13 protein-coding genes are annotated in these 18,127 nt (G+C 70.1%); 11 read left to right on the forward strand and 2 right to left on the reverse strand.

Going from position 1 to position 18,127, the window contains the following annotated elements; all coding sequences use genetic code 11:
* The first annotated feature begins 134 nt into the window (after positions 1–134).
* The 6 genes from ACIPAE_RS27095 to ACIPAE_RS27120 are packed head-to-tail and all read left to right on the forward strand — an operon-like array spanning position 135 to position 7,048.
* A complete protein-coding gene (locus ACIPAE_RS27095; protein WP_329363870.1) occupies positions 135–1,388 on the forward strand; it encodes a cytochrome P450 in 1,254 nt (417 codons plus the stop codon).
* The gene (locus tag ACIPAE_RS27100; protein ID WP_402448564.1) at positions 1,381–2,991 is read left to right on the forward strand and encodes an FAD-binding oxidoreductase; all 1,611 of its coding nucleotides are present in this window, start codon (positions 1,381–1,383) and stop codon (positions 2,989–2,991) included. Before ACIPAE_RS27095 ends, ACIPAE_RS27100 begins: the two co-directional genes overlap by 8 nt.
* Before the next feature lie 7 nt (positions 2,992–2,998).
* A complete protein-coding gene (gene ccrA / locus ACIPAE_RS27105) occupies positions 2,999–4,369 on the forward strand; it encodes a crotonyl-CoA carboxylase/reductase (RefSeq protein WP_402448566.1) in 1,371 nt (456 codons plus the stop codon).
* A 32-nt stretch (positions 4,370–4,401) separates the two neighbouring features.
* A complete protein-coding gene (locus ACIPAE_RS27110) occupies positions 4,402–5,430 on the forward strand; it encodes a ketoacyl-ACP synthase III (protein ID WP_329363866.1) in 1,029 nt (342 codons plus the stop codon).
* Positions 5,427–6,299: a 3-hydroxybutyryl-CoA dehydrogenase gene (locus tag ACIPAE_RS27115; RefSeq protein WP_402448568.1), complete on the forward strand. Its 873-nt coding sequence runs from the start codon at positions 5,427–5,429 to the stop codon at positions 6,297–6,299. The genes ACIPAE_RS27110 and ACIPAE_RS27115 overlap by 4 nt, the downstream gene beginning before the upstream one ends.
* Entirely contained in the window at positions 6,296–7,048 is a 753-nt protein-coding gene (locus tag ACIPAE_RS27120; RefSeq protein WP_402448571.1) for a thioesterase II family protein, read from the forward strand. Before ACIPAE_RS27115 ends, ACIPAE_RS27120 begins: the two co-directional genes overlap by 4 nt.
* Before the next feature lie 49 nt (positions 7,049–7,097).
* Here the strand turns inward: ACIPAE_RS27120 and ACIPAE_RS27125 are convergent, their stop codons facing one another.
* Positions 7,098–7,754, reverse strand: coding sequence for an MBL fold metallo-hydrolase (locus tag ACIPAE_RS27125; RefSeq protein ID WP_402448572.1), 657 nt, complete (start codon positions 7,752–7,754; stop codon positions 7,098–7,100).
* A 78-nt stretch (positions 7,755–7,832) separates the two neighbouring features.
* Between ACIPAE_RS27125 and ACIPAE_RS27130 the strand changes: the two genes are divergently transcribed.
* Complete coding sequence (locus tag ACIPAE_RS27130; RefSeq protein WP_329363859.1) at positions 7,833–8,258, forward strand: MarR family transcriptional regulator; 426 nt, start codon at positions 7,833–7,835, stop codon at positions 8,256–8,258.
* A 283-nt stretch (positions 8,259–8,541) separates the two neighbouring features.
* Positions 8,542–9,933 (forward strand): sporulation protein, encoded by a 1,392-nt coding sequence (locus ACIPAE_RS27135; RefSeq protein WP_402448575.1) that lies wholly within the window; start codon positions 8,542–8,544, stop codon positions 9,931–9,933.
* Between the two features lie 661 nt (positions 9,934–10,594).
* Here the strand turns inward: ACIPAE_RS27135 and ACIPAE_RS27140 are convergent.
* Complete coding sequence (locus ACIPAE_RS27140; RefSeq protein ID WP_329363855.1) at positions 10,595–12,124, reverse strand: UDP-N-acetylglucosamine 1-carboxyvinyltransferase; 1,530 nt, start codon at positions 12,122–12,124, stop codon at positions 10,595–10,597.
* 402 nt (positions 12,125–12,526) lie between these two features.
* On the opposite strand from ACIPAE_RS27140, the gene acnA reads away from it, so the two are divergent.
* The 3 genes from acnA (at position 12,527) to ACIPAE_RS27155 (ending at position 18,125) form a co-directional block, all read left to right on the forward strand.
* Positions 12,527–15,241 carry an aconitate hydratase AcnA gene (gene acnA / locus ACIPAE_RS27145; protein WP_329363854.1) on the forward strand — a complete coding sequence of 905 codons (2,715 nt, stop codon included), beginning with the start codon at positions 12,527–12,529 and terminating at the stop codon, positions 15,239–15,241.
* Positions 15,242–15,728: 487 nt separating this feature from the next.
* Complete coding sequence (gene ngcE / locus ACIPAE_RS27150; RefSeq protein ID WP_329363853.1) at positions 15,729–17,153, forward strand: N-acetylglucosamine/diacetylchitobiose ABC transporter substrate-binding protein; 1,425 nt, start codon at positions 15,729–15,731, stop codon at positions 17,151–17,153.
* A 42-nt stretch (positions 17,154–17,195) separates the two neighbouring features.
* Positions 17,196–18,125, forward strand: a complete 930-nt coding sequence (locus ACIPAE_RS27155) for a sugar ABC transporter permease (RefSeq protein WP_329363852.1) — start codon at positions 17,196–17,198, stop codon at positions 18,123–18,125.
* The last annotated feature ends 2 nt before the right edge of the window (positions 18,126–18,127 follow it).

An 18,127-nucleotide genomic window follows, 5' to 3' on the forward strand; every position in this document is an offset into this window, starting at 1 on the left:
GCCCGCAAGGAAGCCGCAAGCGGTCTGACAAGGCCGCGGCAAGGGGGTGGACGCATGCTCAGGCGATGCATCGGCACGTCAGGCCGTGCCGACTCCCACGGCCCTGCGCGCCGTTCCCCGAGGAGGAGACCCAGGTGACCACCGTGGCCCGGCAGTTCGACACCGCCGACATATCGTCCATCGACTTCTGGTCGCAGCCCCCGGCGGCCTGGGACGACACCTTCCGCGTCCTGCGCGACGAACGCCCGATCTCCTGGCACAAGGCGCCGGAGGGCAGCCTGCTGCCGACGCCCCCGGACGACGGCTTCTGGGCCGTCGTCCGGCACGCCGACATCGTGGCGGTGAGCAGCCGGCCGGACCTCTACATCTCGGGCAAGGGAGTGCAGTTCGAGGAACTGCCCGAGGAGATCCTCCAGGCCACCCAGTCCATCGTCGCCATGGACGCGCCCCGCCACCTGAAGGTGCGCAGCCTGGTCACGTCCGCCTTCAGCCCCGCCCGTATGGAGCAGATGCGCGGCTCGATGGGCGCCGAGGCCGGCCGGATCGTGGCGGACTTCGCGGCTGCCGGCGAGTGCGACTTCGTGGCCAAGGTGTCGATGCCGATGGCCCGTTGGACGATGACGTACATGCTGGGCCTGGACCCCGCGGAGCTGGACCGCTTCACCGAGGCGATCACCGTCATGCTGTCCAGCCGCGACGAGGCGGAGAAGCGCGGGCGGGATCGCGCCGACATCGTCAACGAGGTCGTCGGACTGGTCTCCGGCAAGGCCGTCGCGATGGCCAGGGCCCGCCGGGAGGACCCCCAGGACGACGTGATGACCGACCTGGTGCAGGCCCGCGTCGACGGCGACGGCCTCACCGACGCCGAGATCAGCGCCTTCTTCCTGCTGCTGATCGGCGCCGGCTTCGACACCCCGCGCCAGACCATCAGCCACGCGGGCAAGGCGCTGTCCGACTTCCCCGAGCAACGCGCCTTCCTCGCCGCCGACTTCGACGCCCGCTCGGGCAAGGCGATCGAGGAGCTGCTGCGCTGGTCGACCCCGGTGCTCACGCTGCGGCGCACCGCGGCGCGCGACATCGAGCTGCACGGCCGGCAGATCTGCGAGGGTGACAAAATGGCACTCTTCTACCCATCCGGCAACCGCGACGAGCGCGTCTTCGCCGACCCCAACGTCCTCGACCTCGCCCGCACCCCCAACCGGCACATCAGCTTCGGTGGCGGCGGCCCCCACCACTGCCTGGGCAACGTGCTCGCCCGGATGGAGCTGCGGGTCCTGCTGAAGGAACTGCTGCGCCGCACCCCGGACTTCCACATCGGCGAGCCGGTCCGCATCACCAGCAACTTCGTCAGCGCCATCACCCGGATGCCGGCGGTGGCCCATGGCTGAGCCGGGCCGCAGAGAACTCCTCGGATACGCGATCGCGGGAGCAACCGTGGCAGTGACGTCGTCCGGCACGGCCCAGGCCGCGGAACCGGCCCAGGAACCGATCGTCGTCACCCCCGGCGAACCCCGGTACGACGACATGACCAGCGGCTACAACCAGCGCTGGATCGGCGACCCGGAGCAGATCCGGGTCATCCGCTCCACCGCCGAGGCGGTCACCGCCGTCCAGGAACTGGTGGACACCGGCAAGCGCTTCTCGGTGCGCAGCGGCGGCGGCTGTTTCGAGAACTTCGTCTACAACCCGGAGATCGAGGCCGTCCTCGACCTGTCCACCCTCGACGAGGTGGCCTACGACGAGAAGCGCCGCGCCTTCTCCGTCCAGCCCGGCGCGATCCTCCTCAACGTCTACGACACCCTGCTGCACCGCTGGGGCGTCACCCTGCCCGGCGGGCTGTGCTACTCGGTCGGCATGGGCGGCCATGCCTGCGGCGGCGGATACGGGCTGATGTCGCGTCAGTTCGGCCTGGTCGTGGACCACCTGTACGCCGTGGAGGTGGTCGTCGTGGACGCCGGCGGCCGGGCCCGCGCCGTCGTGGCCACCGCCGAACCCGACGACCCGTACCACGACCTGTGGTGGGCGCACACCGGCGGAGGCGGCGGCAACTTCGGCGTGGTCACGCGGTACTGGTTCCGCACCCCCGGCGCGTCCGGCGACGACCCGCGCACGCTGCTGCCCCAGCCGCCCTCGCACGTCCTGCTCAACGTCACGGCCATCCCGTGGACCGCCGTCGACGAGGCCGACTTCGTCCGGCTGCTGCGCAACTACATCGACTGGCTCGGCGCCCACAGCGCCCCCGGAACCCCGGAGACCGGCCTGTCCAGCCTGTTCGGCCTCAACCAGCTCGCCGCCGGCGCCCTGACCCTCGTCACCCAGGTCGACGCGACCGTGGCCGGCGCCGAGGACATCCTCGCCGACTACCTCGCCGCGATCGGCGAGGGCACCGCCGAAGGCGTCCGCGCGGCACTGGTCGCCGCACCCACCAAGGCGACCTGGGGCCAGGCCACCCGGTACATCTCCACCTCGAACTACGCGGCCCCGGCCGTACGCGTCAAGGCGAAGTCGGCCTACCTCAAGGGCAACTTCACCACCGAGCAGGCGCAGACCATCCACCGCTACCTGACCAGGACGGACTACAGCAACCCGGGCGCCTCCCTGATCATCTTCCCGTACGGCGGGCAGATCTCCACGGTCGCCTCCGACGCCACCGCCATCCCGCAGCGCGACTCGGTCGTCAAGATGCAGTACCAGGCGTGGTGGACCGACCCGGCCCAGGACGACACCCACCTGGACTGGGTGCGCGGGATGTACAAGGAGGTCTACGCCGCCACCGGCGGGGTGCCCGTGCCCGACGGCACCTGGGACGGCTGCTACATCAACTACGCCGACGCGGACCTCGCCGACCCCGCCCACAACGCCTCCGGCGTGCCCTGGTCGACCTTCTACTACAAGGAGAACTACCCGAGGCTCCAGCGGGTCAAGGCGCGGTGGGACCCCCGCAACCTCTTCCGTCACGTGCTGTCCGTCGAACCGTCCACCAGCCAGTGAGGTACCGATGTCCCTGACCGACGCCGTGCTGACCGACGCCGTGCTGTCCGGAGCCGCCCCGGAGGAGCTCGCCCGCGCCCCGCTGCCCGGCACCTACACCGCGGCGCACCTGCGCGTCGAGGACGAGAACGTCTTCGCGCGGGCGGACAGCGGCGCGGACAAGGACGTCCGCCGTACGCTGCACGTCGGCGAGGTGCCGATGCCCGAACTGGCCCCTGACGAGGTGCTGGTCGCCGTGATGGCCAGCTCCGTCAACTACAACACCGTGTGGTCGGCGAAGTTCGAGCCGGTGTCCACCTTCCGCTTCCTGCGCTCCTACGCCCGGCAGGGCGGCTGGGCGACCCGGCACGACCAGCCCTTCCACGTCCTCGGCTCCGACGCCGCCGGGGTCGTGGTGCGGGTCGGCTCGGGCGTGCGGCGCCGGCGGATCGGCGACCACGTCATCGTCAGCCCCGCCCACGTCGACGACCAGGAGCCGGCCACCCAGACCGACGGCATGCTCAGCGAGGGCCAGCTGGCCTGGGGCTTCGAGACGAACTACGGCGGGCTCGCCCACTACGCGATCGCGCGCGCCAGCCAGCTCATCCCGAAGCCACCGCACCTGACATGGGAGGAGGCCGCCGGCATCCCCGTGTGCGGCGGCACCGCCTACCGGATGCTCGTCAGCGACCGGGGCGCCCGCATGAAGCAGGGCGACGTCGTGCTGATCTGGGGCGCGGCCGGCGGGCTCGGAGCGTACGCGGCCCAACTCGTCAGGAACGGCGGCGGGATCGCGGTGGGCGTGGTCGGCTCCGAGCGGAAGGAGGCCGTCGCCCGCAGGCTCGGCTGCCAGGTGGTGATCAACCGCGAGGAGATCGGCATCGGCCAGGACACCGGTGACGACCCCGAGCAGGCCGTCAAGGCCGGCAAACGGCTCGGCGCGATCATCCGCCGCGAGGTGGGGGAGGACCCGCACATCGCGTTCGAGCACGTCGGACGCGCCACCTTCGGCATCTCCGTGTTCGTCGTCCGGCGTGGCGGCACGGTCGTCACCTGCGGCTCCAGCACCGGCTACCACCACACCTTCGACAACCGCTACCTGTGGATGAAGCTGAAACGGATCATCGGCAGCCACATAGCCAATTTGCAGGAGATGACCGAGTGCGCCCGCCTCTTCGAGCAGGGCCGCATCGCCCCGGTGATCTCCGAGGTGTACCCGCTGGCCGAGGTCGGGGAGGCGACCCGGCGGGTGCAGCTCAACCAGCACATCGGCAAGGTCGGCGTGCTCTGCCTCGCCCCCTCTCCCGGCCTCGGCGTCACCGCGCCCGAACAGCGCGCCCGGATCGGCGAGCACGCCCTCACCCCGCTGCGGTCGTTCACCGCGGCCGCCGCGGGCTGACCCGGTCGCCCGCCACCCGAAGGGACACGAACATGACCACGGACCCGCCGACGGTCGGCATCGGCATCCTCGCGACCGGCTCCTACCTGCCCGAACGGGTGGTCACCAACGCCGATGTCGTCCGGATGGTGCCCGGCACCAGCGAGGAGTGGATCGAAAGGCGGACGAAGATCGTCTCGCGCCGGTTCGCCGCCCCCGACGAGGCGGCCTCCGACCTCGCCGTGCACGCCGCCCGTGCCGCCCTCGACGCGGCCGCCCTCGACCCCGGCGACATCGACTACCTCATCGTCTCCACCACCACCGGCGACGCGCCCATACCGGCCACCGCCACCCTCGTCCAGTACGCGCTCGGCGCCCACCGGGCGGGCTGCTTCGACGTCAACATCGCCTGCTCCGGCTTCGTCACCTCCCTCGCCCTGGCCCGTGCCCTGATCACCCTGCGGCCCGCCGCCAAGGCCCTCGTCATCGGCACCGACGTGTACTCCCGGTTCGTCGACTTCGGCGACCGGGCCACCAGCGTGCTGTTCGGAGACGGCGCCGGAGCCGCCGTGGTCGCCGCCGTCGACGACGGTCCCGGCTTCATCGACCTCGACATGGTCGGCGGCGGCGGCGCCTACGACCTGATCGAGATCCCCGCCGGCGGCAGCCGCCGCCCCGCCTCCGCCGCGACCGTCGCCGACGGCGGCCACGTCCTGCACATGAAGGGCCGCGAGGTCCGCGACTACGTCATGGACAACGTGCCCGGCGTCATCGACGCGCTGCTGGAGCGCTGCGACCACAAGGCGGCCGACATCGACCACTTCGTGCCGCACCAGGCCAACGGCATGATGGTCGCCGAACTCGTCGACGCCTGCGGGCTGTCCGGCGCGGCCACCCACCTGCCGCTGGACCACTCCGGCAACACCGGCAGCGCCTCCGTCGCCATCGCCCTGGACGAGGCCAACCGCTCCGGCGCGCTGCGCCCCGGCGACCTGGTGCTGCTCGCCGGGTTCGGCGCCGGCATGGCGGTGGCCGCCGGCCTGCTGCGCTGGTCGGCGCCCGCGCTGCGGAGCGCGGCATGAGCGCCCGTCGGATAGGCGTGGTCGGCGGCGGCACCATGGGCGCCGGCATCGCCGCCGAGTGCCTGCGGGCCGGCCTCGACGTGCGGGTCCTGGGTTCCGGCGCGGCCTCCGCCGACCGTGCCCGCGGCCGCGTCCTCGGACTGCTCGACCGGGCGCACGCCAAGGGCCGTATCGACGACGCGGGACGCGCGGACGCCGAGCGCCGCGCGGTGTTCGGCGGCGATCCGGACGCGTTCGCCGACCGGGAGTTCGTCGTCGAGGCGGTGCCGGAGGAGCGGGAGACCAAGCTGCGGCTGTTCGCCCTGCTGGCGAAGACCGTCGAGGACTCCGCGGCGGTCCTCGCCTCCACCACCTCCTCCCTGTCCATCACCGACCTGGGCGATGCCAGCGGCCGCCCCGGCGACGTGATCGGCCTGCACTTCTTCAACCCGGTGCCGACCATGCCGCTGGTGGAGGTCATCCGCTCCCCGTACACCACCGACCGCACCGCCGAGCGCGCCGAGGCGCTGGTCACCGGCGTGCTCGGCAAGCAGATCGTGCGCGCCGAGGACCGCAGCGGATTCGTCGTCAACGCGCTGCTGATCCCGTACCTCATGGCCGCCGTGCGCATGTACGAGTCCGGCGTCGCCACGGCCGAGGACATCGACCGCGGCATGACCCTCGGCTGCGGGCACCCCATGGGCCCGCTCACCGTCCTCGACCTGATCGGCCTCGACGTCATCGCCGCCGTGGCGCGCAGCATGGAGAACGGCACCGGAGACCCCCGGCACGCGGTGCCGCCGCTGCTGGACCGGCTGATCGAGGAGGGCCGGTTGGGCCGCAAGACGGGCCGCGGCTTCCACCGCTACGACCGCCCGAGGGCCGCGTGAGCGGCGACCCGCGCGGCAGCCTGTGGGTGCGCCGCTTCCGGCCCCGCCCAAACGCCCCGGTACGCCTGGTCTGCCTTCCGCACGCCGGCGGTTCGGCCAGCTTCTTCGCGGAGCTGCCCGACCTGCTCGGCGCGGAGGTGGAGGTGCTCGCGGTCCAGTACCCGGGCCGCCAGGACCGCCGCGGCGAACCGTTCGCGCCGAGCATGGACGCGCTGGCCCGCGACGTGGTGGCCGCGCTGCTGCCGTGGACGGACCGGCCGCTGGCCGTCTTCGGGCACAGCCTCGGCGCGGTCCTCGGCTTCGAGGTGGCCCGCGGGCTGCGGGCCGCCGGTCGGCCGCCGGCCGCGCTGTTCGTCTCGGGCCGCCGGGCACCCTCCCGGCAGCGGCCCGAACGCGCCCACCTCCTCGACGACGACGGCCTGTTGCGCGAGGTCCGCGCGCTGAGCGGCACGGACTCCCGGGTCTTCGCCGACGAGGAACTCGTACGGATGGTGCTGCCGGCGATCCGCGCCGACTACCGCATCGTGGAGAGCCACCGCTCCGCCCCCGAGCCGCTCCTTGACTGCCCGATCACCGTGCTGACCGGCGCCGACGACCCGAAGGTGACCGCCGAGGAGGCCGCCGCCTGGCAGGAGCACACCACGTCCGCCTTCGACCTGGTCACCTTCCCGGGCGGCCACTTCTACCTCACCGCCCACGCGGCCCCGGTCGCCCACCTGATCGCCACCGCCCTGACCGGCGTCCCCTGACCGCCGGACGGCTCGCAAGAGGCCCGGGGCATCCCGCGGCGGTGGCCGGTCACCGGACGGGCTCCGGGCCGATCTCGATGGACGCGCCGACGGGCAGACGGTGGTAACGGGCCCCGGTACCGGGGCCGTTGTCTCCCAGGAAGCCGCCGACCATGGAGACGCCGACGTCGTTGAGGGCGCCGTCATGGATGGCGCAGACCTGCCGCGGGGCCACCTCGCGCACGTAGTCGATCAGTTGCCCGGTGGCGGACCAGGGGCCGTGGACGGGCAGCAGCAGGGTGTCGACGGCGACGTCCGGCACGGTGAGGGCGTCCCCGGGATGGAAGAGAGCCTCGTCGAGGAGGAAGCCGACATTGCCGACGCGCGGGATGTCCGGGTGGATGACCGCGTGCCACGTGCCGAGCACGGCGACGTCGAAGCCGGCCGCCGTGAAGGCCGCTCCCTCGCCCACGGCGGTGACCCTCCCGCCGAGGCCGTCCAGCCGATCGGCGACGGCGCGGTCGGTCCAGATGCGCAGGGCGGGATTCTCGCTGGTGGCCCTGCGGAGCACCTCCTCGGAGAAGTGGTCGAAGTGTTCGTGGGTGACCAGGACGGCCTCGGCGCCGTCGAGCGCGTCCGGTTCGGTCAGACCCCCGGGGTCGATGACCAGCCGACGGCCGTTCTTCTCGATACGGACGCAGGCGTGGCCGAACTTGGTGAGATGCATGTGGGCCTCCTCAGGCAACTCTGAAACTGTACAACCAAGCTGTACAGATTGGTTACACAGTTCGGCTAGGGTAGGGCCATGGAAGACGACGCGCTGGCCGAAGACCTCCGACAGGCGATCGGGGAACTGGTCCGCGCCGTGCGGACCGCCGACACCATGCCCCCCGGAGAGGCCGCCATCCTCGGCCACCTCGATCGCAGCGGCCCGCAGACCACGGCCGCACTCGCGCACCGGCGCGGAGTGACGCACCAGTCCGCCGCCAAGTCCGTCAAGGAACTGATCGACCGTGGATCGGTGCGCGCCGAACCGCACGCCAGCGACGGCCGCAAGATCCTGCTGCACCTCACCGACGCCGGACGAACCCGCCTCCAGCAGGAGCGCAGCCGCCGCGCCACCTGGCTCAACGCCGCCATCGCCGACGCGCTCGATCACCACGAGCGGCGACAACTGCGCGACTGCGTCCCCCTGCTGGTTCGCCTCACCGCCCACATCACCGGCCCGTGACCGGGCCCTCCCCGCCGCGGAGCCACGCGCCATGGCCCTTCGCGCGCGGGCGGAAACGCAGTGAGGTGCCGTAGCTGTCGTGGCTGGCCCGGCAGGATCGCCCGGACAGGGCCTTGAGCGGAGAACTGCGGGGCCGCTTCCGATGAGCCCGGCAACCCTGCCCGCCGGACGGCCTCAGCACCCCTGGTGCGAACGCCCCCGTCCCGCACCCGATGTCCGACACCCGGCGCGGACGCCGCGGACTCCCGGGCCCCCGCGCCGTCGACCGTCCAAGGAGGACGTGATGGCACGGAGCAACCAACGCGCCAACCGACGATTAGCCATGCTGATCGAGGAGAGCGGAGCCAGCCACGCGAGCCTGGCGCACCGCGTCAACGAGCTTGCCGCCGGCGCCGGCGTCACCCGGTCCTACACCCACACCTCGATCAGCAACTGGACGAGTCGGGGCATGATCCCCGACCCCCCGATCCCCACGCTGCTTGCCCTGGCACTGAGCGAGCGACTGGGTCGAACCGTGTCACTCGAAGGGATGGACATGGCCCCCGCAGCCGTCCTCGACGCGGGGAGTGGCTTGACTTTCCACAGAGACACCGACCAGGCGCTGCACCTCGCGGCGGAGTATTGGAGCACTGTGGACCGCCGGACCTTCGCCGCAACCCCTTTCGCCCTCACCGCGTACAGCACCCCCGTCACCCGCTGGCTGGCCGTGCCCGCCGACCCCGTTCCTTTCAGCGAGAGGACGTCGAGCCATCCCCAGGGACGCCGCGTCGGCCGAGCCGACCTCGACGAACTGTGGGCGGCCTCCGAGGATGCCCGCCGATGGGACTCCAAGTACGGCGGAGGCAACTGGAGAGCCAGCATGGTCACCGACTGCCTCACCCACCGTGCCGTGCCGCTCCTCCAGGGCGCCTTCACCGAAAGCGTAGGCGCCGAGCTGTTCGCGGCCACCGCGGAGCTCGCCCGGGTCGCCGCCTGGCACGACGTCGACATGGGCCAACATGCCACCGCCCAGCGCCACTTCGTGCAGGCCCTGCGTTTGGCCCGTGCCAGCGCCGATCCTGCCGTTGGCGCCTACGTTCTCAGCACCATGGCCCTGCACACCTTCCTGCGCGGCTTCCCCACCGAGGCGGTCGACATGGCCGAAGGCGCCTACGAGCGGGCCAAGCGCGAAGCTCCCGCCCGGGTTCTCGCCTTCGCGAAACTCGCCCAGGCCCGTGCCCACGGGCTCGCCGGCGACGCCCCCGGCGCTGTCGCCGCGCTCATCCACGCGGAACAGCTCGTCGACGCCGCCGAGACTGACCCCCGCGATCCCGGTTGGCTCGCGTACCTCACCCATGCCCGCATCGCGACTGACGCCGCTGAGATCTACCGCGACCTCAAACTTCCCGATCAGTCGCTCTCCTGGAGCCGCCGTGCATCGGTCATGCCCGCGGGCGTGTTCTCCCGCGCCGTCGGCATCCGCCACACCGTGGTCGCCACCGCCCACCTCCAACGCCGCGACCTCGAACCCGGCCTCGAAGCAGGCGAACACGCCCTGACCATCCTCGGCCGCCTGCACTCCACCCGCAGCCGCTCCTACCTCCGGGCATTCACCACCGCACTGGCCCCGTGGCGTTCACGTCCCGACGTCCGAGACTTCCTTCACCGCGCGGACCTCGTCCTGACCGCTGATTGACCTCCACAGAATGGGACGGCCGGGTCGACCGCACCACGCCACAAGCTCAGCAGCAGGTCCCGGACCGCTGCGGGCTGGGCCAGGAACGGGCGGTGGCCGGCGTCGAGTTCCACGGCGCCAGCCGCTCGGCGGGCGAACTCGCGCTGTCACGCGTTCTTGGCGCGGCTGAGGAGCGCCGGGGCGTGAACTGCCCCCACACCGTAGGTCCGGCGCGCCATGGTGAGCCAGGACGTTGCCAAAACTTGCAGATTGACGCGTGGCACACCGTCCGTGAGGGCGACGTCACCGCAAGTGTCGGCAACCTACCGAGGAGACGGCTGTGGAACTCACCTCCGCGGCCAAAGATCCCGAGTCCGAGCCCAGCGGCTCACCCACGCTCTACCGCACCGACCGGAAGTCGTGGCTGGCCCAAGGCTGGGTGGTCAAGATGAACATCCCCGAAACCGTCGTGACCTCCACGCCCTGCGCCACTTCTCCGCCTCCGAGGAACTGGAGGCCGGCGAATCCACCGTCTCCCTGGCACGGCGGTCGGTAGAGCCCGTTGAGTGCGGCCCGTAGCCCGCCGCAGGTCCAAAGTCCCAGAGACGTCCCAGAGATGCCGCCGCACCCCGTCCTGACCCTCTAGGTAGCAGGTCGGACGGGGTGCGGCGGCACCGCCGGGTCAGATGTCGCGGAAGATCTCGATCTGCGCGCCGATCGTGTTCAGCCGCTCGGCGAGGTCCTCGTAACCGCGGTTGATGACATAGACGTTGCGCAGCACCGACGTGCCCTCGGCGGCCATCATCGCCAGCAGCACCACCACCGCGGGGCGCAGTGCGGGCGGGCACATCATCTCGGCGGCGCGCCAGCGGGTCGGGCCCTCGACCAGCACCCGGTGCGGGTCGAGGAGTTTGACCTGGGCGCCCAGCCGGGTCAGTTCGGTGAGGTAGATGGCCCGGTTGTCGTAGACCCAGTCGTGGATCAGCGTGGAGCCCTGGGCGGTGGCGGCGATGGCCGCGAAGAACGGCACGTTGTCGATGTTGAGCCCGGGGAACGGCATCGGGTGGATCTTGTCGATCGGCGAACTCAGCTTGGAGGGGCGGACGGTGAGGTCCACCAGCCGGGTGCGGCCGTTGTCCGCGCGGTACTCGGGGGTGAGTTCGTGGTCCAGCCCCATCTCCTCCAGCACCGCGAGTTCGATCTCCATGAACTCGATCGGCACCCGGCGGATGGTCAGTTCGGACTCGGTGACGACCGCCGCGGCCAGCAGGCTCATCGCCTCGACCGGGTCCTCGGAGGGCGCGTAGTCCACGTCGCGGTCGATCTCGGCGACGCCGTGCACGGTGAGCGTGGTGGTGCCGATGCCCTCCACCTGCACGCCCAACTCCTCCAGGAAGAAGCACAGGTCCTGGACCATGTAGTTGGAGCTGGCGTTGCGGATGACGGTCACGCCCTCGTGACGGGCGGCGGCCAGCAGCGCGTTCTCGGTCACGGTGTCGCCGCGCTCGGTCAGCACGATCGCCCGCTTCGGGGTGATGCCGCGGTCCACCTCGGCGTGGTACGTGCCGTCGGTCGCGGTGATGTCCAGGCCGAAGTGGCGCAGCGCGTTCATGTGCGGCTGCACGGTGCGGGTGCCCAGGTCGCAGCCGCCCGCGTACGGGATGCGGAAGCGGTCGGTGCGGTGCAGCAGCGGGCCGAGGAACATGATGACGCTGCGGGTGCGGCGGGCGGCGTCGGTGTCCATCGCGGCCAGGTCCAGCTCGGCCGGCGGCACGATCTCCAGGTCGTTGCCGTCGTTGATCCAGCGGGTGCGCACGCCGATGCTGCCCAGCACCTCGAGGATGCGGTAGACCTCCTCGATCCGCGCCACCCGGCGCAGCGTGGTCCGGCCGGCGTTCAGCAGCGTGGCGCAGAGCAGCGCGACGCACGCGTTCTTACTCGTCTTGACGTCTATGGCGCCGGACAGCCGGCGCCCCCCGACCACTCTGAGGTGCATCGGGCCGGCGTAACCGAGGGACACGATCTCGCTGTCCAGCGCCTCGCCGATTCTGGCGATCATCTCAAGGCTGATGTTCTGGTTGCCGCGCTCGATCCGGTTGACGGCGCTCTGGCTGGTGCCGAGCGCTTCCGCGAGCTGCGCCTGTGTCCAGCCTCGATGTTGACGGGCGTCTCGGATGAGCCTGCCGATGCGTGCGAGGTAATCGTCGGTCATGTCGACCAGGCTATCTCACATATGAGATAGGGCAACGCGGGTTAGGCCATCCGTGGCGAGTCGGGGACATTCGTTGCGGCACTGGTACGCGGCCGGCCCGGCCGGTGTCGCGGCCCGTCCTCACCGTAACGCCGGCGGCGGTGCCTGCCATCCGGGGCGCGGCCGTGCGGTGTACCCCTCACCCGCACAGACGGCGCCCATCCGGATTCGGTTCCACCTCCCGGTCGCCGGGGGAGTCGAGGCGGGCTTCGATGGGGGCAGCGCATCACGCGGCGGGCCGGGGGTACCCGAATCGAGGTGGTGTACTAGAGTTATCTCGACATCGAGATATCTGCCGAGGCGTGCCGTCGGGACGCCAGCAATGCGGTGGTACGCGCGAGAACATGCATGAAGGAGACTGTCGTGTCGGCGAACAGCTTCGACGCCCGCAGCAGCTTGCAGGTGGGCGACGAATCGTATGAGATCTTCCGGCTGGACAAGGTGGAGGGCTCGGCCCGGCTGCCGTACAGCCTGAAGGTGCTGCTGGAGAACCTGCTGCGCACCGAGGACGGCGCGAACATCACCGCCGACCACATCCGGGCGGTCGGCGGATGGGACTCGCAGGCCCAGCCGAGCCAGGAGATCCAGTTCACCCCGGCCCGCGTGATCATGCAGGACTTCACCGGCGTGCCGTGCGTGGTGGACCTCGCGACCATGCGCGAGGCGGTCAAGGAGCTGGGCGGCGACCCGGCGAAGATCAACCCGCTCGCCCCGGCCGAGCTGGTCATCGACCACTCGGTGATCGCCGACCGCTTCGGCACCCCGGAGTCCTTCGCGCAGAACGTCGAGTTGGAGTACGGCCGGAACAAGGAGCGGTACCAGTTCCTGCGCTGGGGCCAGACCGCGTTCGACGAGTTCAAGGTGGTCCCGCCCGGCACCGGCATCGTCCACCAGGTGAATATCGAGCACCTGGCCCGGACCGTCATGGTCCGCGGCGGCCAGGCGTACCCCGACACCCTGGTCGGCACCGACTCCCACACCACCATGGTCAACGGCCTGGGCGTGCTCGGCTGGGGCGTCGGCGGCATCGAGGCCGAGGCCGCGATGCTCGGCCAGCCGGTGTCCATGCTGATCCCGCGGGTGGTCGGTTTCAAGCTCACCGGTGAGCTGCCGGCCGGCACCACCGCCACCGACCTGGTGCTCACCATCACCGAGATGCTGCGCAAGCACGGCGTGGTCGGCAAGTTCGTCGAGTTCTACGGCGAGGGCGTCGCCGCCACGTCGCTGGCCAACCGCGCCACCATCGGCAACATGTCGCCGGAGTTCGGCTCCACCGCGGCGATCTTCCCGATCGACGCCGAGACGCTGAGCTACCTCAAGCTCACCGGCCGCTCGGCCCAGCAGGTCGCGCTGGTCGAGGCGTACGCCAAGGAGCAGGGCCTGTGGCTGGACCCGGCCGCCGAGCCGGACTACTCCGAGAAGCTGGAGCTGGACCTGTCCACGGTGGTGCCGTCCATCGCCGGGCCCAAGCGGCCGCAGGACCGCATCGTGCTGGCCAACTCCGCGCAGCAGTTCGCCCGCGACGTGCGCAACTACGTCACCGACGACGAGGAGGCGGGCAAGGAGTCCTTCCCGGCCTCCGACTCCCCGGCCACCCACAACGGCGTGCCCACCAAGCCGACCCAGGTGACCACCCCCGAGGGCGACACCTACGAGATCGACCACGGCGCCGTCACCGTCGCCGCGATCACCTCGTGCACCAACACCTCCAACCCGTACGTGATGGTGGCCGCCGCCCTGGTGGCCAAGAAGGCCGTCGAGAAGGGCCTGACCCGCAAGCCGTGGGTGAAGACCACCCTCGCCCCGGGTTCGAAGGTCGTCACCGACTACTTCGACAAGGCGCACCTGACCCCGTACCTGGACAAGCTCGGCTTCAACCTGGTCGGGTACGGCTGCACCACCTGCATCGGCAACTCGGGCCCGCTGCCCGAGGAGGTCTCCAAGGCGGTCAACGAGGCCGACCTCGCGGTGGCCGCGGTGCTCTCCGGCAACCGCAACTTCGAGGGCCGGATCAACCCGGACGTCAAGATGAACTACCTCGCCTCCCCGCCGCTGGTCGTCGCGTACGCCATCGCCGGCTCGATGAAGGTGGACATCACCCGGGACGTGCTGGGCACCGACACCGAGGGCAAGCCGGTGTACCTGGCGGACATCTGGCCGAGCGAGGCCGAGGTGAACGACGTGGTCGCCTCCGCGATCGGCCAGGACATGTTCACCGAGTCCTACCAGGACGTCTTCGCCGGCGACGCGCAGTGGCAGGCGCTGCCGATCCCCACCGGCAACACCTTCGAGTGGGACCCGCAGTCCACCTACGTGCGCAAGCCCCCGTACTTCGAGGGCATGGGCACCGAGCCGGAGCCGGTCACCGACATCTCCGGCGCGCGGGTGCTGGCCAAGCTCGGCGACTCCGTCACCACCGACCACATCTCGCCGGCCGGCGCCATCAAGGCCGACACCCCGGCCGGCCAGTACCTCACCGAGCACGGCGTGCAGCGCCGCGACTTCAACAGCTACGGCTCGCGTCGCGGCAACCACGAGGTCATGATTCGTGGCACCTTCGCCAACATCCGGCTGCGCAACCAGATCGCTCCGGGCACGGAGGGCGGCTTCACCCGCGACTTCACCCAGGACGGCGGGCCGGTCGCGTTCATCTACGACGCCTCGCGCCACTACATCGAGCAGGGCACCCCGCTGGTCGTGCTGGCCGGCAAGGAGTACGGCTCCGGCTCGTCCCGTGACTGGGCCGCCAAGGGCACCGCGCTGCTGGGCGTGAAGGCCGTCATCGCCGAGTCCTACGAGCGCATCCACCGCTCCAACCTGATCGGCATGGGCGTGCTGCCGCTGCAGTACCCCGAGGGCGAGTCCGCGCAGACCCTGGGCCTGACCGGCGAGGAGACCTTCTCCTTCGCCGGGGTGACCGCGCTCAACGACGGCACCACCCCGCGTACGGTCAAGGTCAGCACCGACACCGGCGTCGAGTTCGACGCGGTGGTGCGGATCGACACCCCCGGAGAGGCCGACTACTACCGCAACGGCGGCATCATGCAGTACGTCCTGCGCTCGCTGCTGCGCAAGTGAGCCGATGACCCGGGCGTAACACGTCCGAAGCACCACTGTCGGCCGGACGGGCCGCACCCCTGTCACCCGGGGGTGCGGCCCGTCCGCGTTTTCCGGCAGGTCGCCCGCCGCTGGGCGCTTCCACCCGGTTCACTACTTGAACGCACCGAACCGGGAGAGCCGTTGGGAACTGAATACAACACGGGTCCGAGCTTTCGGCTGGGCGAACATCCCACGTTTCGGACAGGTCTCAACTCGGGAAAGCTTGGTGGCCAAACTCTCATTCGATCTTGCCCTGCCCGAGTCAAGTGGACTATACCTGTCGGCGTCCGGGAACCCGCTGAGTGCGGGGGCGCGCGGGGGGTGCTGACAGGGTGGCCAACACGGCCGTCGGCTATCGTTCCTCGCCTCACTGGATGCAGTGCATCACTCACGCTTCAACTGTTCGCGGTCGTCGGCGGATTCCGCTGCACCGCATGAGTCCTGGAAGAAGGCTGAGGACTTGAGCATGGGCTCCGAGATCAACCGCCGCGATGCCATCAAGCGGGCCGTCGCCATCGGCGTGGTGGCCGTCCCGTCCGCCTCGCTGCTGTCGGCCTGCGCCTCCAGCGGAGGCGGCAGCGACAAGCCGAAGGCGGACCCCACCGGTGCGAAGACGGCGAACAACCCGCTCGGCGTGAAGAAGGGAACGCCGCTGGAGGCGTTCATCTTCAAGGGCGGCTTCGGCGACTCGTACGTCAAGGCCGCGGAGACGGTCTACAACTCCGAGTACGGCATCAAGGTCAAGCACACCGGCACGCAGGGCCTGGGCCCGAAGCTCCAGCCGCGCTTCGCCAGCAACACCCCGCCGGACATCATGGACAACTCCGGCGCCGACAACCTCGACACCGCGGCCCTGGCCAAGGAGAGCAAGCTCCAGGACCTCACCCCGCTGCTGGACGCCCCCACCATCGACGACCCGAGCAAGAAGGTCCGCGACGTCCTGATCGCCGGCACCGTCGAGCAGGGCCAGTTCGGCACCCAGGCGATGTACGCGTTCAACTACGCGTTCACCGTCTACGGCGGCTGGTACTCCAACAAGCTCTTCCAGGACAAGGGCTGGGAGTACCCGCAGACCTTCGACCAGGCGCTGGCCCTGGGCGCCAAGGCGAAGAAGGAGAACATCTCCCTCTTCACCTACCCGGGCAAGTACCCGTACTACGTCCACTTCGACCTGCTCGCCCAGATCGGCAAGATCGGCGGCAAGGACGTCCTCAACGCCATCGACGACCTCGAGGACGGCGCCTGGCAGGTGGACGCCGTCAAGCAGGTCATCGGGTACTACGAAGAGGTCGCGGCGAAGAAGTACTTCATGCCCGGCTCCGAGGGCATGACCCACATCCAGATGCAGACCGCCTGGACCAAGGGCAAGGCCGCCATAGTGGCGGACGGCTCGTGGGTGGAGAACGAGGCCGCCCCGACCATGCCGAAGGACTTCGACCTGGCCGTCGGCGCGCTGGTCGGCTCCGGCACCTCCGACAAGCTGCCGTTCGGCACCGTCTACGCCGCGGCCGGCGAGCCGTACATCGTCGCCGCCAACGGCAAGAACCCGGTCGGCGGCATGGAACTGCTGCGGATCATGATCAGCAAGAAGCAGACCGACAACTTCACCAACACCACGAAGTCGCTGACCTGCATCACCGGCGCCTCGGAGGGCCTGACCCTGACCCCGGGCCTGGCCTCCGCGTCCAAGGCGCTGACGGCCGCCGGGCCGAACGTGCTCAACTCGCGGCTCCAGGACTGGTACGTCAAGCTCAACCAGGAGACCCTGGGCAACCTGACGCTCCAGCTGCTGACCGGCAAGATCAATGCCAAGAAGTGGATCGAAGGCGCGCAGAAGGCCGCGGACGCCACCAAGGCCGACTCGTCCGTGCCCAAGTTCAAGCACGTGTGACCCGAACATTCCCTGACGGCTGAGACGAGAGCGACCGGCACTATGCGACACGGCAAGTACCGGTTCATCATCGGGTTTCTGGCAATTCCTGTGGCGTTGTACGCGGTCCTTGTGATCTCGCCCTTCGTCCAGGACTTCCAGATCTCGTTGACGGACTGGAGCGGGTTGACCCCCGAGAAGCACTACATCGGGCTGGACAACTACCAGAAGATCATCCACAACAACCTCTTCTGGAAGGCACTGTGGCACAACGTCCTGATGCTGCTGATCGTGCCGATCGTGACGCTCGCGCTGGGACTCTTCTTCGCCTTCATGCTCAATGTCGGCGGCCGGCGGCGCAAGAACAGCGCGTCGGTCGTCGGCGTTCGGGGCGCGGGTTTCTACAAGATCGTCTACTTCTTCCCGCAGGTGCTGTCGGTCACGGTGATCGCGGTGCTGTGGGAGCAGATCTACAACCCCGACCCGGACAACGGCCTGCTCAACTCGCTGCTGGGCGACGTGGGCCTCACCTCGCTCCAGCAGTCCTGGCTGGGCGACCCGAACATCGCGCTCGCCTGCATCATGGCGGTGATGGTCTGGGCGAACGTCGGCTTCTACGTGGTGCTCTTCTCCGCCGGCATGGCCTCGATCCCCGGTGAGATCTACGAGGCGGCGCTGCTGGACGGCGCCAACCGCTATGTCACCTTCTTCCGGGTCACGCTGCCGCTGCTGCGCGACACGGTGGCCACCGGCTGGGTCTACATGGGCATCATCGCCATGGACGGCTTCGCCTTCGTCCAGCTGATGTCGGTCAACAACGGCGGGCCGAGCGAGACCACCGACGTGGTGCCGCTGCTGCTGTACAAGACGGCATTCCGCGACAACAGCCAGTACGGCATGGCGGCCGCGATGGGTGTCGCGATGCTGATCGTGACGCTGCTGTTCGCCGTCCTGACGCTGCGGCTGAACCGCCGCGAGCGCATCGAGTTCTAGGG

It is taken from the genome of Streptomyces sp. NPDC087270 (assembly GCF_044744625.1).
Lineage (GTDB): Bacteria > Actinomycetota > Actinomycetes > Streptomycetales > Streptomycetaceae > Actinacidiphila.